Raw genomic sequence first — 26037 nt, forward strand, 5'->3', positions numbered from 1 at the left:
ATAATTTATATTGAGAATTTAACAACTCATTTCTAACTCTTACAATAATATTACTTGAGATGTCTATAACTTTCTATCACATCTATCTCCCAATACACCTTTAACATCATAAACTACAGAAACTAGCTGTTTTAAATCATCAAAATTCAGGCTAATGAATTCCTTATGCGCCACTGTTAACAATATCGCATCAAATTTTGAATCTGGTTGATTTTTTGTTGTTTCTAACCCATACTCGTGCATTACTTCAGCAGGATTAGCAAGAGGATCATATATAGTAATATCTACGCCATATTCTTTTAGACTTTTAATTACATCAACGACCTTAGTATTGCGAACATCAGGACAGTTTTCTTTGAAGGTGATACCTAGTACTAAAATTTTTGAGTTTTTGACCTTAATATCATTTTGCAGCATTAACTTCACTAGTTCAGAAGCGACATATTGCCCCATGGAATCATTCATCCTTCTACCTGCAAGGATAATTTCAGGGTGATATCCAATTTCCTGTGCTTTTTGAGCAAGATAATAAGGATCTACACCGATACAATGTCCACCGACTAATCCTGGTCGAAATGGCAGAAAATTCCACTTAGTACCAGCAGCTTCCAGTACATCCTGAGTATCAATCCCCATCATATTGAAAATCTTTGCTAATTCATTAACAAATGCAATATTAATATCACGCTGAGAATTTTCAATTACTTTGGCGGCTTCTGCTACTTTGATCGTCGGAGCTAAATGAGTTCCAGCAGTTATCACTTCAGCATATAAATCGTTAACTTCTTTTCCAATTTCCGGGGTAGATCCTGCTGTAACTTTTAAAATTTTTTCAACCGTATGCTCTTTGTCTCCCGGATTTATTCTTTCAGGTGAATATCCTACAAAAAAATCCTGATTAAATTCTAGTCCAGAATGTTTTTCAAGAACAGGAACACATTCATCCTCTGTTACTCCGGGATAGACTGTGGATTCGTAAATCACTACGTCTCCTTTTTTCAAAACCTTTGCTACAGTTTCACTACTTTTATAGAGAGGTGTAAGGTCTGGACGATTATTTTTATCTACCGGTGTGGGAACTGTTATAATATAAAAATTACAGTCAGAAATATCGATAAGATCGTAAGAACAAAATAAACCCTTAGTATTTTTTAAATCAGCCTTTTTTATTAGCGCAGACTGCAGTAAATCATCCTCTACTTCCATCGTTGAATCATGACCGTTCATCAATTCTTCTACCCTAGCTTTATTGATATCGAATCCTACAACGGTATATTTAGTGGCAAACAATCTTGCAAGAGGTAATCCTACATATCCTAACCCTATAACTGCTATTTTTTTTTCTTTCATTCTATAATTTTTTATTCCAAAAGTGATAAATAAACTCAGGTTTCTGCGGAACCAAACCATATCTTTTGTAGACCTTGAGTGCTTTTTCGTTCAATTTTTGAGTGCCACCTACTACGATTGGACAGCCCTCTCTTTTTAAAACTGATTCCATAGCTCTCATTAAAGCAAATGAAATACCTTTACCTTCATATTCCCTCTTAACAGCAAATAGAGGTGTTCTTCCCTTTCCGTCTTTTATATCAATTGTCGCAAAACCTACAATTTCTGAATTCTCTTTATAAACTAAAGTGTGGGTAGCTAGCTTCTTATTAACTGAATTTATAATCCAATTTTTAAATATCTCGTCACAAACTTCCGGAGCTATTTTTGGATCTAAACCAAATCTGCCTTGCCGGCCTGCTAATTGAGCTAATTCGATTAATGAATTGTCCGGATAGTCTTCTTCATAAAAGCTAATTTTTCGATGAATCGGAAACTCATCAATAATCTTCCTTTCTAACGGTACTCTATGTATGATTAAGTCTACATCAAAATCTGGAGATAATTCTAATTCTAACTTTTTTTCCGAACTATAATAGGCTAATTTTATTTCCTCACGAACCATGGATTCAAGAATATTTTGTCTTGAGCTGGTATCGCTTAGAATATTCTTTTTAATTTCTGCAACATTGAAATTAAAAAAGTCCGTATCCCATTCTAAAATTTTATATGGTTTTTCCATTTAATCTAAAATAATTATAGAATAGAAACTACAAATTTTCCCAATACCATTTAACAGCCTCATTTAATCCTTCATCAATGGCGTGAGTTGGCTTATAATCAAGTAAATTTTTAGCTTTATCTACGGAAGCAAGTGAATGTGGTATATCCCCCGCCCGATTAGGACCATGTTTTACTTCTATATTTTTTATTTCAGGATCAAACTCTGAAAGATGCTTTTTAAGAATTTGTGTAAGCTCAACTAAATCTGTCCTATCCCCTACTGCCGTATTATAAACCTCGTTGACAGCTTCTGGATTACCCGTAACTATCGCAAGAAGGTTCATTTGGATCACATTGTCTATATAGGTAAAATCGCGGGAATAAGTTCCATCGCCATTAATTACCGGACTCTCATGTTTCATAAATTGCATTACGAATTTAGGAATTACCGCGGCGTAAGCTCCATTAGGGTCCTGCTTTCTTCCAAACACATTAAAATACCGTAATCCTATGGAATCAACTCCATATGATTTATGAAATATATCTGCATAAAGCTCATTCACATATTTAGTTATGGCGTAAGGCGATAATGGTTTTCCTATTTCATCTTCAATTTTCGGTAATTTTTCTGAATCGCCATAAGTAGAAGAACTGGCAGCATACACAAACCTTTTTACTTCCGATTCCTTAACAGCAATAAGCATATTTAAAAAACCTGATACATTTACGTCATTACTTGTTTTAGGATCTTTCAGAGATCTAGGAACAGATCCCAAAGCAGCCTCATGCAAGACGTAGTCAATCCCTTCACATGCCATTTTACAGGTATCTATATCTCTTATATCTCCTTCTATCAATTCAAAAGATGAATTTTCGATAATAGGATCGAGGTTTTTTCTATGGCCAGTGGCAAAATTATCGAGACATCGAACTTTCGCTCCCAAACCAATTAAGGTTTCACAAAGGTTAGACCCAATAAAGCCGGCTCCGCCAGTAACTAAAATTTTTGAAGCTGAAATTTTTTCTTTCTGAGATTCAGTAATCAATACGTTAAGTTTTAACAGTTTTCAGTGGGCAAATATAAAATTTCTCAATGAAGTAAGCTTAATGTCCACCCTAAAGAATTGCCAAAATAACAATGTTTTATATACTAAAACACTAACGTGAGTATTTCCATTGCGTTAACTGGGAAAAAAAATTATATAACTATTTTCAGAAAATAGGCCAGAACCGAAGCCTATTTCATTCGAACGGGCATTCTCAAACCTCGACATTTGCCAATTGTTTAAAGAGAAATGAATATTAGAAATAATTATTTCCAATTCTAAATGGTTCTTCTCTAATTGGTGAAAATTTTATAATGCGATATATTGTGCTTCATCAATAAGATAGATTTTTTGTTCAAAATAAACGTACTCGATAAAATATTTTTCTATACATAATAGTAATACTCGCATTTATAAACAATGATCTAAAAACTCTAAAGTTCTATCCTATTTCAAGACTACGAATGTATGCAAGACTGTACAAATTTTAAATTTTAGAATCAGGATATTTTTTAACAAAATGCCTAACCAAATGAGAACCAATAAAACCAGCCCCTCCGGTTATTAATATTGCATTTTCTTTTTCCATTATTTTAGAACTTTGTAGACTCCAAATGTATCAGAGTGGTTGCTATTATTTTTTCTTCAAATTTCCCTGATTCATATTTGCCATCCAGACGATTATTTAAGATTTCAATAGCATTGGAACCTAATTCTTGTGGATGCTGTTCAATATAACTTAGTGAGGGAGTCAAAAACTCAGCTATTTCTCTACTTATATACCCTATAAGCTTTAAGTCTTCAGGAATATTTATTTTCTCTTCGTAGGCTATTCTGGTCGCCATGATTGCACTTTCAAAATCTGTACAAAGCAAAGCTTCTATTTTCTTTTCAGTAATAAGATCCCTTATTTTTTTCTTTAAATCATCAGGTTTTGTACTGGTGGCCATCATCGCAGCACCTTCATCCTTTAAAGCTTTTTTATAACCTTTTATTCTAAGCTGACCTATTCCCACATGATGAATTGCAGAGGCCAGACCTATTTTTTCAAGACCTTTTGCCCTGAAAAATTTAGTTGCATCAAAAAAGCTCTTTTCATCATCAACACCAATCTTATCAGCAGGTAGCCCTAAATTTATCCTATCATAAATTACGACTGGAATGTCATAGTCCAAAAGCGCGAATAAATGATCATACTGCTGCTTTTTCTGCGTCTCTTCAGAAACCGCAATTAAAACGCCATCAACCATACCGGAGGTTAGCATATCACAGATTTGCTTTTCCCGCTCAAAAGACTCATTAGAAATATAAGTGATTATTTGCTGATCATGCTTTTGTGCCTCTGCTTCCATCCCAGAAAGCACTCTCGCAAAAAAACTATTAGAAATATTAGGGATCACTACCCCAATTGTACCCGTCCTGCTCTTTTTTAGATTTACTGCAACAGGATTAGGCCTGTAATTGTGTAAACTTGCAAGTTCTTTAACCCGTTTAGCAGTTTTCGGACTTATTTCGGAACTGTCATGTAAAGCTTTAGAAACTGTAGAAATACTTACATTTAGTAGTTTTGCCAGTTCTTTTAAAGTTATTTTACTTTTCATAAGCTATAGGGAAATTGAGTATAAAGGTTAAAAAAAATCCTGAATTGGCACAAATAAAGATTTTCGATTTGACTTCAACACTTATTTTTCAGTCCTTTACTAGTAAAAGAATTTAGATTTGTTCGAAAAGATTGAAATTACTGAAAATCCGCCACCTAAAAATATATTAATTTGGGATGGTGATTGTGGTTTTTGTAAATTCTGGAAAACCAGGTGGCAGGAGAAAACAAAAGGAAAAATTGTTTTTAAAACCTTTCAAGATTACGCCAGTCATTTTCCTGATATTCCAATAAAAGAATTCAAGAAAGCCAGCAGACTTATTGAAACCGATGGAAAAATTTACGGCGGGCCAGATTCGGCTTATCGTAGTTTATGGCACTCAGGCAATAAGGTATGGCACCAATTATACAACTCAAATTCTATATTTAGATCTTTGAGTAATCATGGATACAACCATATTGCGAAGAATAGATCATTCTACTTTAAGCTAACTAAACTTTTATTCGGAAAAGACCCCTTAAATTTAAAACCTTACTGGTTATTGTACTTAATCTTTTTGGTTGTAATAATCATTATAATATGAAGTTACCAAAATCATACTGGTTTTACATATTTGCGGCTGTTATCACCATTATTGGATATATTACAGGTTGGTATTTCTTTTTATTACTGGTATTTCCATTAGGCATATTCACCTCTAATCGAAATGAGAAATAGGCAGTTTTTCCACTGTAAATACGGAGTTAAACTTATCCTAAATCCATTGTAGTGTTTGCTTAAATGCTGCTTTCAGTGTAATTTGATTTTAAATAAAATTCAATTTAAAATGAAAGATTACGGGACATTATCGCAAGCAATAAATAAGCTTAAACTTGAAGAAGGATACGAAGAAGACTTTAATTTACTTGATGAAGAAATTCAAATTAAATCTAAAGAACAAACTTTTGGAACTGAAGAATTTGAAGTGGATAAAGTTTTACGTTTTGAAGGTATGAGTAATCCTGATGATAATGCTATACTTTATGCCATTACAACTTCAGATAATCATAAAGGACTCCTCGTAGATGGATATGGTATTTCGAGTGGGCAGATTTCAAAAAAAATGATGAAAAAGTTAGACCTAAAGGATCATCGCGAACTTGATTAGCCAAAGTTAAACTTCTATTAAAACGTTCATGATGATTGGGCAAATCATCATGTCATCGTATTTTTGAATAGAAATTAAAAAAACAATAAATAAAAACTATGAATTATTTAGGTTTAGATTCAGATAAAACAAAAACAACTGTTGAAGAACTCAACGTACTTTTAGCCGATTATCATATATATTATCAAAAACTTAGAAATTTCCACTGGAATGTTATCGGAAAGAATTTCTTCGATCTTCATGAGAAATTTGAAGAACTTTACGATGATGCAAAATTGAAAGTTGATGAAATTGCTGAAAGAATTCTTACATTACGCTACCAACCAACCAGTAATATGAGTGATTATCTGAAAGACTCTAACTTAAAGGAGTCTCCATCAGATATTTCTGATAGTAAAATGATTGAATTATTACTGAATGATCACGGTCTTCTTTTAAAACAAATGCGGAAAGTGGTAGAAGTTGCAGATACCGGAGGTGATGAAGGTACTATAGACCTTATAGGAGCTTACATTCGTGAACTGGAAAAAACCAGTTGGATGCTGGATGCATGGAAGATGAAAACAAGTGAACAACATAAACCCGTTAAAAAATAACTACTATTATTTATGCAGGATTTCAACATTCAAGATTCAATTAAAGGTATATGGGATAAGTTAGAAGGTTGGATGGACACTATAATTTTAGGTCTTCCAAACTTCCTATTAGCCATTCTGGTTTTCGTCATATTTATATTTATTGCCAAATATGCCGGGAAGATATTTGATAGAATTTTCCATAAAAGTATTAAGCAGGATTCCATCCGTCAAATGGCGGTCAAGGTTATTAAAGCTATAATAATACTGATTGGATTTTTTATCGCCTTAGGCTTATTGAATCTTGATACCGTATTAACTTCTGTTTTAGGAGCGGCTGGTGTTGTTGGTTTAGCTATTGGACTTGCCCTTCAGGGAACTTTAAACAATACGTTCTCTGGTTTGATCTTAAGCTTTTTACCTGAGCTTCAAATTGGGGATTGGGTAGAAACTAACGGTTTTGCAGGTTCTGTGATGGAGATTAATCTTAGAAATATTGTTATAAAGCAATCAGACAATAATTATGTAGTGATTCCTAACGGTAAAATCATTGATGAGCCTTTTAAGAATTTCACTAGAACATCACGCTCCCGAGTATTTGTAAACTGTGGAGTTGGCTATTCTTCAGATCTTGAAATGGTTCGAGATCTTACCATTAAAACTATTGAAGATATTTTTCCACAAAGAGGAAATGAAGAAGTGGAATTAATGTTTCAGGAGTTTGGTGATAGCTCTATCAATTATGTTTTGAGGTTCTGGACAGATGTAAGTAAGAATAGAGATATTTTAGTTGCTCAAAACACGGCAATTATAGCTATTAAGAAAGCTTACGATGCGAAAGGTATTAATATTCCATTCCCAATTAGAACAATTGATTTCACTAATAAACTTTCACTTAATAAGAATGGGGATTAATTAAGATCCTATTTAAAAACAAGAAAGCCTGTTCTATTGGAACAGGCTTTTTTATTGCACTTATTATCTAGTAAAATTCACTTCTTAGGTTTTGTTTTTATAACGGCAGAACATATAAAATTTATGTGAAATTCTTCCACTCAAGACCCGCGAAGCGTTTTAAGATTTTTTTATCTGCAAAGTATTATTAATAGTGTCATTCTAAACTAGTTTCAGAATTTCATAAACTAAGATTCAATAAGCTACTTTGATACCCTGAAATAAATTTAGGGTGACGAAACAACTATAAAATAAAGACTGATATACAATTAGAGTACGTTATCAAACTTTGAAAATTTAAGACCCCCAGTAAAGCTTTAGAGGGTTTACCCTTATAGAATAAAAGTGAGCCCCTAAGAAAAGTCAGTTTTAGGTTAAGCTCAACTTATTTACTTTTATCAACTTCTAAATTAAATTGATTACCAAGGCTATAAAAAGATTCTGAAATAAATTCAGAATGAACTTTCTTTTGCTTTTCAAATAGTCCCTTTTTGGTATATTCTTATGCTACACTTCGGATAAAAAACTCATCAGATCAGTAAACATGAGCATTCCTCGTTTTCTCACTTCTTAAAACTTTAAACCTAGCGTAAATTGGAATCGTGCTCCCTCGCTTCCGGCAAATATGCTAAATTTCCCCTGAATAGCATCTGCACTATTAATCCAAAGGCCTCCACCATAGCTATCATGCCAAACCTTACTGTTTCCTTCTTCCGTCCATACTCTACCTAGATCATAACCTCCATAAACTCCCAATTGAAAGGGAAGAAAGCTTGTTTTTACGGTGTTAAAGGAATATCGTAAATCGGCACCTGTACCAAATGAACTTTTACCTGAATACCTCTCCAGTCTATAACCTCTCAAACCACTTTCTGCCCCTAATTGAGCAGATTGGTAAAATTCATATTCCTGGCCAATATTTATATGGGCTTCAGCTCTTGTTTTTATTACCAGTTTTCTATTACGCGTTAGTGCATTGTAGAATCCCATGTACGGCTTAAAGTATCCATACTGTCGGTCAGGTTCAGCTGTATTCATTTTTGCTCCAAGATTCAATTCAAAAAGCATCCCCCTGGTTGGATTTAGAAGATCATCATAACTCTCATACCTGTACATCGCGTCTAATCCAGCAAAGTATTTTCTTCCGAATAAATCTGGAGCTGCACTTACAAAATCTTCGGTTACATATCTTCCTTCATCATCCTGTACCTCTATCGCTTCAAAACTTGCCGTAAATCCGAAGAAACTACCAAAAGGTGTTTTATTCACTAAAGCTGCTTTGGCTGCATATTCATTTAAACCAACCCTATTATAATCTAAATCCAACTCATCTTCAAAATTCCTGGTTTCGTTTCCAAAACCAAAAAAGTTCTCTGAATATTTAGGACTCGTATAGTTTACCCCCAGTAATAAATTATAATTTCCAACAATACTAGCAAATTCAGCCTCATAAGCCAATTCAAAACCATTGGTGGCTGAGTGATATTCTCCAAAGAAAGTATACTGTGAAGTAAAAGGATTTCTTTTAAATTTATTTACAGATTTAACGTATTCAAGACCAAATGAAAATCCCTCGTCAGGATTATAACTTAGATCTGGAAGAATAGAACCTGATGAAAAGGTCTTTTTATCCTTATCATAGGTATTGATCTCATAATTATCTGTAAATCTAAGCTTTGCGTTATTTAGCTCATTTACGGTATTAGGTAATGATTTATGATCATAAAGCTTTAGGTTACCTCCATTTTCTACCGTATAACTATCATTATTCTGTCCGCCAATTACCCGAACAAAAATTTTGGAAGGTCCCGTACCTTTTACAAAGATTTTATCATCGTCATCCAATCCATAAACCCAAATCTCTTTTGTTTCATCAAATTTATAAATCTTATCACTCAGGTTTTCTGCCCGCTCCCCTTCTTTATTTCTAGTTATTGTAACCCGTGTATTTCCATCTTCCATACGAATCACATCAATGAAGTCGTCTTTATCTGTACCTGTAACAATGGCTAACGTGGATAATTGGTCATAATATCGTTCAGCAATATCTACAATATTATTACGACGCCCTTTTACATTCTCTATAAGCTCCTGAGTAGTCTCGCCCATTGTTTCCTTCGGAAGCTTTGAAAAGGCTTCAGCGATGACTTCATCTGAGATATTATCCTGAATATATTGAGCCTGTTTCATCCACGTTTCTTTTCCTGTATTCTGAAGAAGAGATCTATCGAGGCCCATGGCGGCAATATTAAACCACTCAACATCTTTAATATCATCTCCATAGACCGCAAATTGATTGGCAAATCCTGTAAGTGCTCTTAAAGTTCCGAAAAAAGCACCATCGAAATTTGAAAATACCTGGTCACGATCTCTGGGTATTGGTTCAAAATAATGTCTTCCTTCAGCATCTTCAATTTCAGCCCAGCGCCACTGATCCTGGTGCCGATCCCAGTCACCAATTAACATATCAAAAACCCTCGCTCTAACATAGGCCGATTCGTCAAGAATATACTTTTCATCCCTTCTTAATCTTTCCAACATATCTGAAGTACTTACAATATCATGGTCTGGATTTCCAAAATATTCATATCCCTTCCAACCTTCTTCAGGTCTTTCTACAATCATGTAAATATCATCTCCATGTACCGAATTATATTTTCCTAATGCCTCCTGCTTGGGCAGATAAAATACTTTTGGGTTCGTATGATACACACCAGCCGCACTACTTAGGTCTGGAATAGCCAGGAAACCATAGGGATGAGCAGCCGTATAGAAATCGGTTAAAAGATTTTCAGCAACTGTATTTTCCAGCTTATTTTCAACAGCTTGATTTTTAAAGGCTACATTTTGAAGAAATAATAATGCATCTTTTCGCACTCTTCTAATATTATACTCTCTACCTAAACTATCTTTTACTCTTAAAGAAACCGTTTGGTGGCCTCCGCCCTCGCGAACAACCTTCAGCCCTCCATAAAGCGTATCTAAATCAGCCACTTTTAAAGTAACATCAGTCCCGTAAAGCTCACGATATCTTTCCCCCCAGACTGTCTCATGTACCGGGCTTTTATCGGTATCCTCTTCTTCCTTATATATAGACGTTGTAATTGTCTGCGGAAAACTATCAGGATATTCTTTAAATTCAAATGGAACCGGGGTTTCTAAAATTTCCTTTTGAAAAAGTAGCTTTGGCTTATTCTCTTTATTCCCATAAAAACTCACCCATGAAGAACCATCTTTAAAAATATCCAGAACAGCAAAACCCTGTCCGTTATATGCAAAAACGCCATCATTACTCAAAGTCGCATAAGATGCTTTAGAACCCGAACCGGAAACGATCTGCTTTACACTATCATGCTCTATATACTGTAAAGAATGTTCATGTCCAGAGGCAAAAATCACCCTTTCTGATCCCTGAGCGATTATAGATAACCTGTTGGCGAGAGATTTATAACGATTGTTCTGAGCATCCTGAATGGAGACTCCTCCAGTAGTTCTAATTAAAGTAGCCAATGAGCCTAGAATAGGTAAAGGGATCTTCTTTTGAGAAGGATAAATGTGCCTATCTATTGTATACTGACCCCCGTGCACACCATTGGTATAAACCGGGTGATGCAAAGCAATTAAAACTGTTTTATTCTGATTCTTTTTGATCTCTGACTCTAACTCCAAGAACATAGCCTCCCTGGTCTTTATCTGAGCGCAATTATCATTAATCTTTGGGTTTTTATCCCAATCTTCCAGATACCATTGAGAATCAATTACAATAAGCTGAATGTTTTCTGAAATTTCTAAAGATTCTAATCCGCAACCAATTTCCGGACTCCAAAGTAAAATATCATCAAACTTGCTTTTAAGATAATCTCTTTGTCTCTCTAAGCCGTTTAGTTTTTCATTGTACCAGTCATGGTTTCCGGGGATCACCACTACTTTACCTTCATAATTTTCTATGGCATCAAGTTGGGCGTCCAGACGATATTCTGCAGCTTCACGACCTGATGCTCCTTCCGGTGGCATTCCATCCGGATAAATATTATCTCCGAGAAATAGGGTGTAATTTTCAGTTTTGTTAACCGAATCTAAAAATGTTTTAAAAGCGATCAGTCCCAGGGATGTCCCCCCAGGAGGAGAATAACCACCGTCTCCAAGTAGATAAAATGATTTTTCAATTTCTTTATTATCAGGATATCCAAAATCAGACTTTGGCTCGCCATCTCTATATTTAGGTTCCACCGTGGCACAGGAAAAAACAAGGGACAAGATGAAAAACGGGGCTAAAAGTTTAACTTTTTTCATAGAAAATAATGGTCAATTTTTTTTGTAATTTGGTCGATGCATTTAAGAATATATGTATGAACAATCTCATAGAGAAAGCTGATAAATTTGTTGAAGAATTATTTAAAGAAAAATTACCAAACACCTTTATTTATCATAACTACCAGCACACAGAGCGGGTGGTTAAAAGTACTAAAGAATTAATCGATAATTCTGAAATTAATGTTAAAGAGGAAGAGGCTCTAATACTGGCGGCCTGGTTGCATGATACGGGGTACATTCATACGTATAAAGGGCATGAAGAAAAAAGTGTTGAAATTGCCGAATCTTTTCTTAAAGACAACAATGCCACTGAAGACCTTATTGCGAATGTTAAGCAATATATCTTAGCTACCAGATTCTCTAACACACCTAAATGCCTGGAAGAAAAAATAATAAGGGATGCAGATTCTTCTCATTTTGGAAAAGATTATTTTGAAGAAACCAGCGAATTTCTGAGACAGGAGCTGGAAATGCATAATATCAAGAATTTCACGAATGCCGAATGGTTGGAAGAAAACATCCTGGTGTTTACTGAAAAACATCAATTTTATACAGACCATGCTCTTGCTGAATGGAAGCCTAAGAAAGAAGACAATCTTCTAGAGCTGATAGAAAGTAAAAATAAACAGGAGAAAAAATTAACAAAGGAAGAACACAAGGCCAGGATGAAGGCGAAATATAAGAATGAGAATCCTGAAAGAAGTATTCAAACTCTTTTTCGCGTCACCTTAAGAAATCACATAAAATTAAGTGATATAGCAGATACCAAGGCAAACATTTTACTCTCTGTAAACGCTATCATTATCTCACTAGCTCTCGCAAATCTAATTCCAAAACTGGAAGCTGAATCAAATAAGCATTTACTTATTCCCAGCCTTATTTTAGTTCTTTTTAGCGTTGCGTCAATAATTCTCTCAATCTTATCTACGCGCCCAAACGTTACTAGTGGGGAATTCACAAAGGAACAGGTTAAGAATAGAAACGTAAACCTATTATTCTTCGGAAATTATCATAAAATGCCATTTGAACAATTTAAATGGGGCATGAACAAGCTTTTGAAAGATAAAGATTATGTTTATGAGATGCTTATGCTGGACCTGCACTTACTCGGTAAAGTATTGCATAGAAAATATTTTCTATTACGTCTTACGTACACTGTTTTTATGACAGGGATCATCGTTTCTGTAATCGCATTTATTTTTGCATTTTACTCACTGTAATTCCTCCATGAGGTCTTCATAATTAAAAACGTTTTCGGGATGGTTGCGATCTGGGGAATATAAAACATTTACTCTAATTGCCTTTAATCCAACCACTCCCTGAACATCTTCCAGATCCAGTAATTCAATGTCTTCCCCAAAGTAATTTTTAGCCTGAAGATATTGTACATATTGAAGATATTCCCTTTCATCGCTACTTTGCGAGTACACAATTGTCATTTTTCCCTTCTGGGTAACACGCTCTTCTGTACCTTTCACAAAGGCTTTATCTATACGTTTTTTAATGATCTCATAACGCGCATTATAAGTGCCATCAACATCAAATTTCTTTTCATCCATTCTGTATCGAATAGACATCGTGCTGTTATAAACCAGGATAAGAGATGCAGCCTCCAATTTAATTGGTGTATTTTCCTGTAATTGATAGAAACGGTTTTCCATTTCGCACATTGTACTAAGCTGCCACAACCTTAGATTAAATAAATAGACTTTATTAAAAGGTCTTTTATTAGCCATCGAAGCTCCAATATACATATTGTGGTCTACCCCATCTGTCTTATATCTTTCAAAATAATGTGGGTAGATTCCCTGTGCCTGAACCTGTTTTTTATCTATATATCTGGACATGGTTCTATTAATTTGCTGCACCGTTTCATCATACTTCTTACGATGATTATAAACCAGACCGGTTTCAGGGTTCAACATTTCCGTATATTCCTCAACGAGCTCTCGAATATCTTTAGATTGCTTTTTTAAATGACTCATTAAAGGATTCACTTCTTTCTTAAGAAGGTTAAAAACCTTTTGTTCACTACTGGCATTAAGTTTATTCTGAAGTTCTTCCTTAAAATCTGAAATTCTATACTTTACCTGGTCATAAATTGGTAATTCTTCAATATCATAGGCTTTTCTAATAATATCAAGAATAATTTCTAATTGATCTAATAGATCTTTCTTGATTGCATCATTTCTAGCTTCCGAAGAAGCCACGATATCTATCTGACCATATAAAGGGTAGACATCTTTAAAAGAAATATCTTTAAAAGAAGCCAATCCGTCTTTATCAAGATCTTTTATAAATTTTTTAGCCTCCTTCTCAAATACCCATAAAACGCTGGGATGAATAGAGGTACATTCGCTTTGAATAACCGCTTTCACTCTATTTTCAAAATCGTTTCTATTTCTTTCTACTGTAGTTATTATATAAGGAAGAATGTCATCTAGCTTGATGGCGTTAATACTATTCAACTCATTCTTTCTTTCTGAAGCAAGCTCCAGTATTCCCAGTAATTTCCCGTTTTTTGCTATAGGAGCCAACAAACAACTCTTTACACTGTTCTTCTTTAGATTTTTCGCAAGAAGATTGTTGTTATCCTTTATATAATTATCCACATTAGAGATGGTGAAATATGAATTATCATCAATCAATTTTTGGAAACCTTGTTCACAAATCCCGGTATCGCAATCATTCACCATTTTTTCATCAAGGATAAAACTTTTTGCAGATTCGTTTTCCATACGTTCAAAAACCATATCTCGCCGATTGAAGACTGTGAAGCCTACCTGCAAATCTGAAATCTTATAAATAGATCTAAAAATCTCCTGTAGTTTCTGAAGTTCTTCTGCTTCATTAACCTCTTCAAATAGTAACGTTGTTTTTAATTCTGAAATAGCATCATCTATAGTAACATCGGTTAGATTTACGATGGTGAAACCTTTGAAAATATAGCTGTTTGGCGGAATTTTTTCTTTCCACAATTCTAGATCATCAACATTTTGAAGGAGAACATCTACATCTTTTTGAGTGATCTCAGGCGCATCATCTTTCTTGAATATCTCAACAAAATCGGCATTCATGGCTATTCTATAATGCCTTTTTATCCCCTCTTTATCCGGAATATCATAATACATTGGCCTGGAAATATCTACCTCATAATTATAATATTGTCTAAGAATCTGAATGCAAGCAAAAATATAAATAAGCTCTTCATTCATATTTCTGAATGAAATTTCAAAATTATCACCGGCATTCTCCAAAATTTGGGTTAACCTTTTTGAAGAATTGAAAAGAATATTGTGAAAGGGAACAGCAGCTGCCTTTATTTCATTATTGGTCAAAATACTGGGAAATAGATCATCCAGCAGAATTTTGATAGGCTCCTTAAATTTCTTTAAGAGCTTAGGATCTTCAAATCCTTCGGTTAATTCAGGATAGTCAGAAATATATTTAAGCATATTCTCCATGTACTCTTTGGAAATACTACTTTCAATCTCTTTAACTTCCTTTTCATATTGCTCAATGACCTTATGAAAACTTATATGTATATCGAAAGGAAAATCTTTTAACTGCTTCATCATAACCGGATAATTTAAGGTAAAATTAAAAGTTATTGAAGCCTCAGTACGGGAAGCTTGTTTAAATTAACAATAATTTATAAATATTGAACATCTATGAAAGTTGAGTTCTTTATTTTTGCTTAAAATCTAACTTATAATGAAAAAAATATCGATACTTTTTGTGGCATTAGCGCTTGTGTTAGTGGGATGCGAAGAGGATAAAGGTTACTTCCTGAGTGGAAACATTTCAGGATTGGAAGATGGCAAACAGGTTTATATAGCAGAATATGATGCATCTACCAATTCTACAAAAGCTCTTGATACTACAACAGTACAAGAAGGGAAATTCGAAATTGATATGGGGGAACAAGATCTCCCTAAACTCAGCTTTCTGAGATTTGAAGGAGTAAATGGTAATGTCATTTTCATTTCAGAAAATCAAAAAATTAATTTTGAAATTAATAAGGATAGCCTTAGAAACACCAGAATCAAAGGTGGAAAAGAAAACAAAGCCCTTTCTGAATACTTAGACCATTTAAACGAACTAAATCGGAAAATGGGAAGTATGCAGCAGGATATGAGACAGGCAATGACCTCGAGAGATACTGCTAAACTTAGCAGCATGCGTAAAACTCAGCTTGAATTACGTGATAACGACGAAAATTTCAAAAAGGAATTATTCAACAGGAATAAGGATTCTTATTTATCTGTAATGCTGTTAACAGATATGCTAAAAATGAGATCACTTTCTTCGGCAGAAGTCAGGGAAATGTACGCTGAAGTGTCAGACCGTATTAAGGAGACTCCTATGGCACAAAACCTTAAGGAAGCATTGGAGCAATCCAAGGCTGCTGAAATTGGCAGTAAAGCTCCTGAATTTTCAGGTCCTACACCAGATGGTGGAGAATTAGCGCTAAGTGAGAGCCTGGGAAAAGTAACCATCGTAGATTTTTGGGCTGCCTGGTGTAAACCATGTAGGGTAGAAAATCCTAATCTTGTTAGGACTTACAATAAATATAAAGATCAGGGGCTTAATATTATCAGCGTTTCTTTAGATAGACCAGGCCAAAAAGAACGATGGCTTAAGGCTATTGAAGAAGATAAGCTTGAGCAATGGAATCATGTTTCTAATCTTCAATTCTGGAATGATCCAATAGCCAAGAAGTATAAAGTAACTGCTATTCCAGCCATGTTTGTTCTTGATGAAAATGGGGTAATCGTTGCTAAGAACTTAAGAGGTGATGCTTTGGCAAACAAAATTGGAGAACTTATTCAATAAGGAATAATTTCATGTAAAATAAAGAGGCTGTCTAAAAAGTGAAGGTAATGTTATTTTGAGCGAAGTCGAAAAATCTATATTTAAGATTTTCTCCGATTCTTCATTTCATTCAGAATGACACTTTTTAGACAGCCTTTTTTTATTAGTTCAGCTCAAAACCGACATTTACCTTTATTTTGATTTCCAGTTCTCCGGGTGCGATTGTTTGCTGACTGCCCTTTGAAGCGCTCATTTCTACTGCTGCATCCATTCTGTAAACAGGTTGGAAACTATTATAATCCATTTCACTTATTGACTTTGCTTTACCTATATTTTGACCTAAAGGTTCTGCTAATTCCCGCGCTCTATTCTGGGCATCCAAAACCGCTAATTTCCTTGCTTCTTTTTCATATTTCTCCATTTCTGAAGATTTAAACTGAATACCATCGATTCTATTAAGACCGTTCTCTAAAAGACCTTTCATCACTTTTTCATAGTCTTTAAGATCTCGCAATCTGATTGAAATTGCCTGATTCGCAACGTAACTATAAGTTTTGTCATTATAGTCATATTGCTTATTCAAATTTATATATTCAGTTTTAATGTCTTTCTCATCAATATCCTGGGATTTGAGATATTTAATCACCTTATCTACCACGTCATCATTTTGCTTCTTTACAGCAGCTGCCGATGGACCTTCATGTTCAATTCTAGATTTTATGAGCACTTCATCCGGCTCCACTTTTACGATACCTTCTCCTGTAACACTCACCATTCCCTTTTCAAGATTTTCCTGGGCGAAAATTGAGGTGGAGGCAATTATAGCCATTACAAAAAATAACTTTTTCATTTTAGATAGTTTTTAGTTTCGGTTGAATATAACCAAGAAGAATACCAAACTATATATAGCCCGTTCTTTGTAGTAAAAATAATATTACAATTGGAATCGCAAGAAGAGCAACCATAAGAAGATGACTCTCAAAAACCCAGGGAGCGAGCAACATAGTAAGAAAATATCCTCCTGTCGCTCCTCCAAAATGGGCATCATGTCCGATATTATCAGTTCTTCGTTTCATTCCATAAATAGTATAGAATAGGTAGCCTATTCCAAAAACATAGGCAGGAACGGGAATAACAAAAAACAGTCCTAAAGTCATATCTGGTTGCAGTAATATGGCGGAATATAAAATTCCCATTACCGCACCGCTGGCACCAACAGCGGTATATTGATAATCTTTTTTATGAAAAAAATATGAGACCAGGTTCCCAAATAGCAGGCTTCCAATATAGATTAGTAAAAAAGCGGTAGTTCCGATCCCATAGATCACCACATTAGCGAAAAAATAAAGGGTAAGCATATTCACAAACAAGTGACTGGTATCCACGTGGAGAAAACCGGAAGTTAAAATCTGATATTTCGCACCACCCTTAATATCAGCTACATTAAATTTATATTTATTAAAAAAAGCCTGATCACTAAAACCTTTAAAAGAAATTAAAACATTCACTCCTATGATTACGAGCATTGCTAAGCTCAATTCTCCCATATTTCCTTAAGTTTAATTTCAAATATACCATATATTTGCGGAAAGAATTTTTATGCAAGGATTAGTTTTTTGGTTGATCTACCCTATCCTCTGGCTTATTTCCATCTTACCTTTTCGAATCTTTTACATAGTATCAGACATGGTATTTATATTAGTCTATCACGTAATTGGTTATAGAAGAAAAACGGTTCGTGATAACTTAGAATTGGTCTTTCCTGAAAAGTCAGAATCAGAGATAAAGCAGATTCGGAAAAAATTCTATAGGCACATGTGCGACATGTTTCTGGAGATGATAAAAAGTATTAGTATTTCTGAAAAGGAAATAGAGAAACGTTTCACCTTTACTAACGTAGAATATTTAAGAAAACTTGAAAGTCTGGATAAGAGTTTAGTAGTGATGCTAGGTCATTATGCGAGCTATGAATGGATAAATGCCCTACAGCTCTACGGTCTGAAATATAGAACTTACGGGATATACAAGAAAATCAAGAATAAGCAATTTGATGACCTTGCAAAAAGGATCAGAGGCAGATTTGGCGGTACATTGATAACTACCAATAAAACCACCGAAGTAATACTCAAAAATAGAGAGAAAGGAATTCTGGGAAATTACGCCATGATTGCAGACCAGTCCCCCAAACTTAGTAGAGCAAGGACCTGGGTAAACTTTATGGGAATTAAAGTACCTGTTTTTGAAGGATCAGACAGGCTGGCAAGAAAAATGGATATGGCTGTTGTATATCTTCATGTAGAAAAAGTTGGACGTGGCTATTATCAGGCTACACTAAAACCGATTACTGAAGACGCCCCAAATGAGCCTAAACATGCTATTACCAGAAAATTTGTTGAATATCTGGAAGAGCAAATCTATAACAAACCTGAATATTATTTATGGACCCATAAACGATGGAAGCATCGTAATGAGTCCATTCCTAAAAATGCCGAAATTATAAATTAGGCTATAATAGCTTCTATTTCCTTGATCATTTTTTGGGCAAGATCATCGGCTTCTTGCTGAGATTTAGCTTCCGTATAAATCCTGATGATCGGCTCTGTATTAGATTTTCTCAAATGCACCCAATTTTCAGGAAAGTCAATTTTAACACCGTCTACCGTGGAGATTTCCTCATTTAAATGTCTTTTCTCAACAGCTTTAAGCACACCATCTACGTCAAGGTCTGGAGTTAATTGAATTTTATTTTTGCTCATAAAATAAGAAGGATATTCATTTCTTATTTCTGAAACTTTTTTTCCTTTTTCAGCTAGATAAGTAAGAAATAATGCGGTTCCTACGAGACTATCCCTTCCGTAATGAGATTCAGGATAAATAATCCCTCCATTCCCTTCTCCACCAATCACTGCTTTATTGTCTTTCATAAGCTGCACTACATTTACCTCACCTACAGCGCTTGCTTCATAATTTCCATTATGCTTCTGGGTGATATCGCGAAGTGCTCTGGATGAAGATAAATTACTTACCGTATTTCCGGGAGTTTTTGACAGCACATAATCTGCACAGGCTACTAAAGTATATTCCTCACCAAACATTTCTCCATTCTCATCTATAAAGGCAAGTCTATCTACATCTGGATCTACCACAATTCCAAAATCTGCTTTTTCTTTTTTAACCAATTCGCAGATATCTTTTAAGTGTTCTTTTAAAGGTTCAGGATTATGTGGAAAATGACCGTTTGGCTCACAATAGAGCTCAATCACTTCTACTCCCATTTTTTCCAACAAAGCAGGAATAGCGATACCCCCTGTTGAATTAACTGCGTCTACGACCACTTTTAATTTAGTTTTTGCAACCTTATCTGCATCTACAAGTCTTAGTTCTAAAACTTCTTTGATATGTCTATCAATATAATTGTCAATTGTAGTTATTTTACCAAGATCATCTACTTCAGCAAAATCAAAACCTTCAGTATCCGCAATTTTCAGAATTTCCGCACCTGCATCACCATCTAAAAACTCACCTTTATTGTTTAATAATTTTAAGGCATTCCACTGCTTGGGATTGTGGCTGGCTGTTAAAACAATACCTCCGTCAGCTTTTTCTATAGGAACTGCAACTTCCACAGTTGGCGTTGTAGATAAACCAAGGTCTATAACATCTATTCCCAGACCCGTTAAGGTATTCATGGTCAATTCCTGGATCATTCTACCAGATATCCTGGCATCCCTCCCTACTACAACTTTTAATTCTTTTTTTCCTGTTTCCTTTTTTAACCAGCTACCATATGCAGCGGCAAATTTTACAGTGTCTAAAGGGGTTAGGTTATCGCCAGTCTTTCCGCCTATGGTTCCTCTTATTCCTGAAATAGATTTTATTAATGTCATCCTACTATTTAATATTTATAACTTCTTTATAAAGAAAACGCAGGGTTTCCCATATTTAGCAAATATACATGGCTGTATTTCTTCTCTCCAAAACTTAACAAAAATTAACCCTGTTATTCTTTAATTTGTATCTTCCCCTAATGAACTTTTTGGCGCATATTTACTTATCTGGAGACAACGAACAGGTGAAAATCGGCAATTTCATGGCCGATTCTATTAAAGGAAAAAAGTACCTGAAATACCCCGGAGATTTACAAAAAGGAATTATACTTCATCGGGCTATAGATTACTATACAGATACCCACCCAATATTTAAACAAAGTACTCAACGATTATTTCCTATCTATGGTCATTATAGTGGAATTATAGTAGATATTTTTTATGATCATTTTCTAGCCGCAAATTGGAATCAGTATTCAAAGATTCCTTTGAGAGATTATACCGAACAATTTTATAAGCTACTTGAAAGTAATTTTGAGATTCTACCGGTAAAAGTGAAGAATTTTTTACCCTATATGGTAAGTGATAACTGGTTATTAAGTTATGCTGAAATTGATGGAATTGAGAAAGTACTTTCGGGTATGAACAGACGAACCGGGAGAAAGTCTAATATGAATTTAGCTGTAAAAGAATTAAAGCTGTATTACGAAGAATTTGAAGAGGAGTTTGAATCTTTTTTTGAGGAAATTATTGAATTTTCAGACATAAAAATTGAGGAAATTGAGGTCATTTAAAAAGGCCGGATAAACCGGCCTTAATTTTTTAAAAAAAAATTATAACTTATTTAACGAATCTCCATCTACCGTTAATAAGTTCCACTTCTTTAAGATTTTTGCCTTTTTGAACAAACCAGGTATCATTATTTCTCAATACCATAACCCCTTCTATAACATACCATTCGCCATTGATATATTCTGGCTCCGGATTTGTTGGCTCAGGTTCTGTTGGTTCCGGCTCAGTTGGTTCTGGCTCAGTTGGTTCAGGCTCGGTCGGTTCTGGTTCAGTAGGCTCTGGTTCAGTAACTTCTCCAGGATACATTACATTTATGCCTTCAATATCTCCATTGGAAAGAGAATAACGTTGTACAGAATATAATGAGCCATCTTTTCTTGTAATGGTCGGCTGGCCATTCGCAGAAAATGAGTAAGGGCTATACATCATTATAGATCCAAGATCTAAACCTGCAGTATATTCTGCACCATCATAACCTGCCTCTACATAGGTATAAAAATTATGTTCTCTTCCTGAAAGGATATTATCAAAATGAACTGAGATCGTCTGCTCTCTATCTGCTCTACTTTGTTCATGCCATAATCCTACGGCATGACCAATTTCATGTATTGTATTTCCAGTGGAACATCCATCAGCCAGGGTAATTGGTTGTCTTCCTCCAACCATACCAACATAAGAAGAACATCCTCCTCCGGGAGTGAAATATACGTAGTTAGATTCTGCAGAACGTTGCACAAATTTTACTGCAGTATTGCTCTCCCAGTGACTTATTGCATCAGATACTCGTTGCTGATTAGGCAAAGAAGGATCAATTTCATAAAACACAATATTATCAGGCCAGAAATTTTTAGTACGCCCAACACTTTTATTTGTTGAAACCGGCTCTTGACCTGCTTCAAGAATAAGATCTACAGGTGTTTTTGAAATATTTGATTCGGGTAAGAAAATATCTCCCTGATAGACATACTTGTTGTGCAACTCTTCTACAGAAAGTTTTCTTCCTGCAAAGTAAATTTCGGATACAACCCCAATTTCATTGGGAAATGCAATTTCAGTCATCTCATCAATAAAAACTGATTGATTTTGATTTTTCTCAGCAATAGAATCTGAAACATTTTCATCATTACAAGAAATAAAAGCCAGTAATGGAATAGCCAAAAGAATTTTTAGGTTTTTCATAAGTAGGTTTTAAAGAGCAGATTGAATTCGATTTGGATTAAAATTCAATCTGTAAAAATTAATAGTTGTTAATTGATCATTATTTACACTTTATCGATTTTCGAAAACAGTGTCATTATGGAAGTTAAAAATGCTAATTGTGCAAATATTCCACACCAACTGTGGTTTTCACTTTAATTTACACATAAAGAACCCTTGATCTTAAATTAAAATCAAGGGTTTATTGATTTAATTATATGTAAAACCAGTTACCTCTTATCAACTCAACTCGTTTCAATCCAAATGGACTTTCGTAGTACCAATAATCATAGTAATACATAACTGTTAAGCCATTTATAGTATAGTATTCACCATTAATATAATTTGTCTCAGAACCTCCATCTGTAGAAGGATACATGGAGTTTACTCCTTGAACATCTCCACTTGACAGTGAGCTTCTTTGTGCACTATATAATGAACCATCAGCTCTAGTTATAGTAGGCTCTCCATTTTTAGAGAAAGAATAAGGACTATACATCATAATAGATCCAAAATCTAGATTGGTAGTAAATTCTTCACCATCATAACCGGCACTGGCATAGGTTTCAAAATTATATCCTCTACCACTTTGAATATTTTCAAAATGAATCGTGATATGTCTATCTCTGTCCACACGGCTTTGCTCATGCCATAGACCAACCGCATGACCTATTTCATGAATTGTGTTTCCTGTAGAGCAAGCACTGGCAAGCGTAATTTCTTGTCTCCCTCCAGTCATCCCTACATAAGAAGAACATCCTGAGCCTGGGGTAAAGTAAATATAATTAGATTGTCCTGAACGCTTTACAAACTCCAGGTTTGTATTTGCCTCCCAATGGCTAATTGCGTCGTACACCCTATTTTTATCAGGCAAACTACCATCAAGATCATAGTAGACAACGTTATCTGTCCAGTATGCTGAAGTTCGTCCAACACTTTTATTCTCTGGAACATCTTCACCTTTTTCAAATACTAGTTTTACCGGGCTTTTAGAAGACTTCCCTTTTGGAATAATTATATCTCCCTGATAGATATACTTTCCATTTACATTTTCTACCGGCATTTTCATACCAGTATAATAAATATCTGTAATAGAACCTTTAGATTCAGGGAATGCTATTTCAACTAAAGGATCGTTTGAGTTAGAAGTTGTGATTTGGTTTTGATTTTCAACTTGAATATCTTCTGAAACGGGGTCATCGCTACAAGCCATTATTGATAGAACTGGTAGCCAGAAGAATAATTTCAATTTTCTCATAAGTAGGTCTTTTTTAATTTTAAGTTTATAATATTTAAACAATTTTTATTCAGTGGTTTACAAAGTTTGTACCATTTAAATTAACTGAATTTTAAGTTAATTTTTTAACAGTTAAATTCTTACAAAGATTTAAGTTTCATTATAATTGAAAGTAAATGGAATAGAAGCATTTTATAGTCTTTTTTATGTCAATGAACAGCTAAAACGATAGTATTTATAGTGTATTACGAAAATTAAGTAAGTCTTTTCTCACTTGTATATTACTGTAATACAGTTACTAACATAGAGCTATTTTTCAATCTGAAAAGAATATTGCCTTTTTTATCTAAAAAAAAAGCTGTCCGGAAAAGATCCGGACAGCTCCACACATTCCACAATGGAATGAGTATTTAACCCGCAAAATTAGTCACCCCCCGGTTTAATAATTGAGACGGGTTAAATTAAGATTGCTTAAATATCTAAATCACATAGTATAACTTCGATCTGAGCACTAAACTCACTAGTTTCAAAGCTATCTGGCACTTCAATTAAAATAGCATCAGTTGAAAGATTAGGATCTATCATCATTTGTGCTGTATATTGGGTACCACTTCCATTTTGAGTAATTATTATACTATAACCCAATATACTTCTTTCAGAACCTGCCAACGTCCCAATAACTATTTCTATATCGTCTGATGTGGTAGTTGAAATAATAATATTCCCTACTTCCGTTCCGTTAAGAAACTCCAACGGATAAGCTGTTGGGGTGACTGTAGTAGTTCCAGAAACACCTTCTAAATAAGCATCTAATGGTGTATCGCAAATAGAACATCCTGAGCTATTTATTAATGCACCTGCCACAGTATTGTCACAATTATCAGCTTCATTTAGAACTCCGTCATTATCTATATCAGGATCGCACACATCGCCTAAATCATCATTATCAAAATCAGCCTGATCTGGATTACTTACTGAATCACAATTATCTTGATCATTGCAGATTCCATCTCCGTCATCATCTCCGCCTGCCTGAGCACAAGGATTATTACAAGTGTTTGAAGAATCATCTGGACATACATCATCATTATTATCAACATAACCTGTTGGTTGCTCACATGCTAGTTGAGAAACACTAGGATCTCCTAATCCATCTCCATCAGCATCCAAATACCAAATAGTTTCTTCACCTATACCAGGAGCTGTATCATCACAATCGTCATTATTGGCGACATAACCATTTGGTTGCTCACAATCATCCAGAGTATTATTTGGGTTACCTAACCCATCTCCGTCAGAATCTTCATACCAGGTAGTGGGTGTTGTACATGTTTCATTTCCACAATCTGGATCAGGATCATTTTTACAACCTTCATTTTCATCTCCGTTGTCTATCCCGTCCTCATCGCAATCTAATGTTGGATCATTTATGTCACAACCTACTTCACCACCATTTTCTCCACAACCAAATCTTAAATGTTCATAATCCACATTTTCTTCCCCATCAAAATTAGCCATGATATCATTATAGCTTAAAGTTCCTGAGATCATTAAGGGATCTACATCTCCGTAATTTTCTTCCCAGTCAGATAAGGTTGCTTCAAAATAAACATAGGGATCATCTTCATCGAAGCCATCTGGTAATTCCGGTAAGGCAAAACATACTGGTTCAGTATAATATTCTCCATCATCATTTGTCATTGGTTCCGGACCTACTCCACTGTAAAGAGAAACACCTGTGTTGTCTATACCATACCAAATATTAACTGTATAGGCTGCTGTAAAGTGTCTTTCATTTGCATCACAAAAGTTTGCAAAGAAGCAAAAATCTAGTGCCAGGTTTGTTTCTAATTCAAAGAATAAGTATCCGTATTCATTTACCATACGCTTGTCATAGCAAAGAACTTCTACATCCACATACTTTTTAGTTCCAGCAGAAAGGTTAATAATTATTGGTAGAGCATCATCAACATAATTTGCCAATGTAGATCCATCTTTAGGTGCTACCCAAATTAAATTATCTCCTGAATCATATACAGCGAAATCTGTAAGGATGTAAGTACCTTCTGGTAATTCCAACTCATCACTTTCTAAAGTGAAGTATTCATCTATTCCATCATCATCGTAATCTCCTGGAGTGTCTGATAATGCTATTTCGATCGTTTCAGGACCGGTGTAACCTTCTCCAGTAAGTCTTACCTCAACGTAAGATGGAACTGCCTCTGAACATTCCGGAAAATCACTGAGATGATCTTTCGCCTGTTGCATCTGCTTATTGAGATCGTTAACAAAAGTTCCAAAAGCCAGCGTTGCCACTTCACTGTCATTTTCAACTACCGATCCTGATTCTTCTTTGGTACAGGAGGTAAAAAAAATACAGAGAAATAACGCACTTGCTATTAGTTTATAAAAGATTTTCATAATTATTGTTTTGGTTAATTATATAAGGTGAAAAAGGAGGTTATGAATTATATTATCAT

At 34.7% G+C, this 26037-nt stretch carries 21 protein-coding genes and 1 pseudogene; 9 read left to right on the top strand and 13 right to left on the bottom strand.

Going from position 1 to position 26037, the window contains the following annotated elements; all coding sequences use genetic code 11:
• Positions 1–63: 63 nt before the first annotated feature.
• The 5 genes and pseudogenes from GFO_RS09585 to GFO_RS09600 all read right to left on the bottom strand — a co-directional run bounded on the left by GFO_RS09585 (position 64) and on the right by GFO_RS09600 (position 4699).
• Positions 64–1350 (bottom strand): nucleotide sugar dehydrogenase, encoded by a 1287-nt coding sequence (locus GFO_RS09585; RefSeq protein ID WP_011709907.1) that lies wholly within the window; start codon positions 1348–1350, stop codon positions 64–66.
• A gap of 1 nt (position 1351) precedes the next feature.
• On the bottom strand, positions 1352–2071 hold the full coding sequence (locus GFO_RS09590; protein ID WP_011709908.1) for a GNAT family N-acetyltransferase: 720 nt from the start codon (positions 2069–2071) through the stop codon (positions 1352–1354).
• Between the two features lie 28 nt (positions 2072–2099).
• Positions 2100–3098 carry an SDR family oxidoreductase gene (locus GFO_RS09595; protein ID WP_011709909.1) on the bottom strand — a complete coding sequence of 333 codons (999 nt, stop codon included), beginning with the start codon at positions 3096–3098 and terminating at the stop codon, positions 2100–2102.
• Between the two features lie 490 nt (positions 3099–3588).
• Positions 3589–3687, bottom strand: a pseudogene (locus tag GFO_RS17660) (NAD-dependent epimerase/dehydratase family protein); the annotation flags it as partial.
• A 4-nt stretch (positions 3688–3691) separates the two neighbouring features.
• The gene (locus GFO_RS09600; protein ID WP_011709911.1) at positions 3692–4699 is read right to left on the bottom strand and encodes a LacI family DNA-binding transcriptional regulator; all 1008 of its coding nucleotides are present in this window, start codon (positions 4697–4699) and stop codon (positions 3692–3694) included.
• A gap of 118 nt (positions 4700–4817) precedes the next feature.
• Here GFO_RS09600 and GFO_RS09605 point away from each other — a divergent pair, with 118 nt between their 5' ends.
• From GFO_RS09605 to GFO_RS09620, 5 genes are all read left to right on the top strand, one after another.
• Complete coding sequence (locus tag GFO_RS09605) at positions 4818–5282, top strand: thiol-disulfide oxidoreductase DCC family protein (protein ID WP_011709912.1); 465 nt, start codon at positions 4818–4820, stop codon at positions 5280–5282.
• Positions 5279–5416, top strand: coding sequence for a hypothetical protein (locus tag GFO_RS17975; protein ID WP_011709913.1), 138 nt, complete (start codon positions 5279–5281; stop codon positions 5414–5416). Before GFO_RS09605 ends, GFO_RS17975 begins: the two co-directional genes overlap by 4 nt.
• A gap of 109 nt (positions 5417–5525) precedes the next feature.
• On the top strand, positions 5526–5846 hold the full coding sequence (locus GFO_RS09610) for a hypothetical protein (RefSeq protein WP_011709914.1): 321 nt from the start codon (positions 5526–5528) through the stop codon (positions 5844–5846).
• Positions 5847–5944: 98 nt separating this feature from the next.
• On the top strand, positions 5945–6442 hold the full coding sequence (locus GFO_RS09615) for a Dps family protein (protein WP_011709915.1): 498 nt from the start codon (positions 5945–5947) through the stop codon (positions 6440–6442).
• 12 nt (positions 6443–6454) lie between these two features.
• Positions 6455–7336 (top strand): mechanosensitive ion channel family protein, encoded by an 882-nt coding sequence (locus tag GFO_RS09620; protein WP_011709916.1) that lies wholly within the window; start codon positions 6455–6457, stop codon positions 7334–7336.
• 609 nt (positions 7337–7945) lie between these two features.
• Here GFO_RS09620 and GFO_RS09625 read toward each other — a convergent pair.
• The gene (locus GFO_RS09625) at positions 7946–11668 is read right to left on the bottom strand and encodes a metallophosphoesterase (RefSeq protein WP_011709917.1); all 3723 of its coding nucleotides are present in this window, start codon (positions 11666–11668) and stop codon (positions 7946–7948) included.
• Between the two features lie 56 nt (positions 11669–11724).
• On the opposite strand from GFO_RS09625, the gene GFO_RS09630 reads away from it, so the two are divergent.
• Positions 11725–12909, top strand: coding sequence for a Pycsar system effector family protein (locus GFO_RS09630; protein ID WP_041250077.1), 1185 nt, complete (start codon positions 11725–11727; stop codon positions 12907–12909).
• Here GFO_RS09630 and GFO_RS09635 read toward each other — a convergent pair.
• Positions 12901–15267 carry a cell surface protein gene (locus GFO_RS09635; protein ID WP_011709919.1) on the bottom strand — a complete coding sequence of 789 codons (2367 nt, stop codon included), beginning with the start codon at positions 15265–15267 and terminating at the stop codon, positions 12901–12903. The genes GFO_RS09630 and GFO_RS09635 overlap by 9 nt on opposite strands.
• 136 nt (positions 15268–15403) lie before the next feature.
• Between GFO_RS09635 and GFO_RS09640 the strand changes: the two genes are divergently transcribed.
• Positions 15404–16525 (top strand): TlpA disulfide reductase family protein, encoded by a 1122-nt coding sequence (locus GFO_RS09640; protein ID WP_011709920.1) that lies wholly within the window; start codon positions 15404–15406, stop codon positions 16523–16525.
• Between the two features lie 142 nt (positions 16526–16667).
• Here GFO_RS09640 and GFO_RS09645 read toward each other — a convergent pair whose 3' ends face one another.
• Positions 16668–17354 (bottom strand): SIMPL domain-containing protein, encoded by a 687-nt coding sequence (locus tag GFO_RS09645; protein WP_011709921.1) that lies wholly within the window; start codon positions 17352–17354, stop codon positions 16668–16670.
• A gap of 49 nt (positions 17355–17403) precedes the next feature.
• Entirely contained in the window at positions 17404–18051 is a 648-nt protein-coding gene (locus tag GFO_RS09650) for a rhomboid family intramembrane serine protease (RefSeq protein WP_011709922.1), read from the bottom strand.
• Positions 18052–18103: 52 nt separating this feature from the next.
• Between GFO_RS09650 and GFO_RS09655 the strand changes: the two genes are divergently transcribed.
• Positions 18104–19009, top strand: a complete 906-nt coding sequence (locus tag GFO_RS09655) for a lysophospholipid acyltransferase family protein (protein WP_011709923.1) — start codon at positions 18104–18106, stop codon at positions 19007–19009.
• Here GFO_RS09655 and glmM read toward each other — a convergent pair.
• Positions 19006–20391, bottom strand: coding sequence for a phosphoglucosamine mutase (glmM, locus tag GFO_RS09660; RefSeq protein ID WP_011709924.1), 1386 nt, complete (start codon positions 20389–20391; stop codon positions 19006–19008). The two genes, GFO_RS09655 and glmM, sit on opposite strands and share 4 nt — an antisense overlap.
• Positions 20392–20531: 140 nt before the next feature.
• On the opposite strand from glmM, the gene GFO_RS09665 reads away from it, so the two are divergent.
• Complete coding sequence (locus tag GFO_RS09665) at positions 20532–21125, top strand: acyl carrier protein phosphodiesterase (protein ID WP_041250078.1); 594 nt, start codon at positions 20532–20534, stop codon at positions 21123–21125.
• Positions 21126–21171: 46 nt separating this feature from the next.
• On the opposite strand, the gene GFO_RS09670 is transcribed toward GFO_RS09665, so the two are convergent.
• The 3 genes from GFO_RS09670 to GFO_RS17885 all read right to left on the bottom strand — a co-directional run bounded on the left by GFO_RS09670 (position 21172) and on the right by GFO_RS17885 (position 25978).
• Complete coding sequence (locus GFO_RS09670; RefSeq protein WP_011709926.1) at positions 21172–22302, bottom strand: M12 family metallopeptidase; 1131 nt, start codon at positions 22300–22302, stop codon at positions 21172–21174.
• 232 nt (positions 22303–22534) lie between these two features.
• Positions 22535–23578 (bottom strand): M12 family metallopeptidase, encoded by a 1044-nt coding sequence (locus GFO_RS09675; protein WP_011709927.1) that lies wholly within the window; start codon positions 23576–23578, stop codon positions 22535–22537.
• Between the two features lie 450 nt (positions 23579–24028).
• Positions 24029–25978, bottom strand: coding sequence for a thrombospondin type 3 repeat-containing protein (locus tag GFO_RS17885; protein ID WP_011709928.1), 1950 nt, complete (start codon positions 25976–25978; stop codon positions 24029–24031).
• Positions 25979–26037 lie beyond the last annotated feature (59 nt).

The organism is Christiangramia forsetii KT0803, from assembly GCF_000060345.1.
GTDB classification, from domain to species: Bacteria; Bacteroidota; Bacteroidia; order Flavobacteriales; family Flavobacteriaceae; genus Christiangramia; species Christiangramia forsetii.

Bases quoted from the DNA above. Each gene is read 5' to 3' on its own strand.
- GFO_RS09600 (WP_011709911.1), bottom strand. From the start codon at position 4,699: ATGAAAAGTAAAATAACTTTAAAAGAACTGGCAAAACTACTAAATGTA.
- GFO_RS09620 (WP_011709916.1), top strand. From the start codon at position 6,455: ATGCAGGATTTCAACATTCAAGATTCAATTAAAGGTATATGGGATAAG.
- GFO_RS09640 (WP_011709920.1), top strand. From the start codon at position 15,404: ATGAAAAAAATATCGATACTTTTTGTGGCATTAGCGCTTGTGTTAGTG.
- GFO_RS09645 (WP_011709921.1), bottom strand. From the start codon at position 17,354: ATGAAAAAGTTATTTTTTGTAATGGCTATAATTGCCTCCACCTCAATT.
- GFO_RS09665 (WP_041250078.1), top strand. From the start codon at position 20,532: ATGAACTTTTTGGCGCATATTTACTTATCTGGAGACAACGAACAGGTG.
- GFO_RS09625 (WP_011709917.1), bottom strand. From the start codon at position 11,668: ATGAAAAAAGTTAAACTTTTAGCCCCGTTTTTCATCTTGTCCCTTGTT.
- GFO_RS09615 (WP_011709915.1), top strand. From the start codon at position 5,945: ATGAATTATTTAGGTTTAGATTCAGATAAAACAAAAACAACTGTTGAA.
- GFO_RS09585 (WP_011709907.1), bottom strand. From the start codon at position 1,350: ATGAAAGAAAAAAAAATAGCAGTTATAGGGTTAGGATATGTAGGATTA.
- GFO_RS09655 (WP_011709923.1), top strand. From the start codon at position 18,104: ATGCAAGGATTAGTTTTTTGGTTGATCTACCCTATCCTCTGGCTTATT.
- GFO_RS17885 (WP_011709928.1), bottom strand. From the start codon at position 25,978: ATGAAAATCTTTTATAAACTAATAGCAAGTGCGTTATTTCTCTGTATT.
- GFO_RS09630 (WP_041250077.1), top strand. From the start codon at position 11,725: ATGAACAATCTCATAGAGAAAGCTGATAAATTTGTTGAAGAATTATTT.
- GFO_RS09635 (WP_011709919.1), bottom strand. From the start codon at position 15,267: ATGATGAAGCAGTTAAAAGATTTTCCTTTCGATATACATATAAGTTTT.
- GFO_RS09610 (WP_011709914.1), top strand. From the start codon at position 5,526: ATGAAAGATTACGGGACATTATCGCAAGCAATAAATAAGCTTAAACTT.
- GFO_RS09650 (WP_011709922.1), bottom strand. From the start codon at position 18,051: ATGGGAGAATTGAGCTTAGCAATGCTCGTAATCATAGGAGTGAATGTT.
- GFO_RS09590 (WP_011709908.1), bottom strand. From the start codon at position 2,071: ATGGAAAAACCATATAAAATTTTAGAATGGGATACGGACTTTTTTAAT.
- glmM (WP_011709924.1), bottom strand. From the start codon at position 20,391: ATGACATTAATAAAATCTATTTCAGGAATAAGAGGAACCATAGGCGGA.
- GFO_RS17975 (WP_011709913.1), top strand. From the start codon at position 5,279: ATGAAGTTACCAAAATCATACTGGTTTTACATATTTGCGGCTGTTATC.
- GFO_RS09675 (WP_011709927.1), bottom strand. From the start codon at position 23,578: ATGAGAAAATTGAAATTATTCTTCTGGCTACCAGTTCTATCAATAATG.
- GFO_RS09670 (WP_011709926.1), bottom strand. From the start codon at position 22,302: ATGAAAAACCTAAAAATTCTTTTGGCTATTCCATTACTGGCTTTTATT.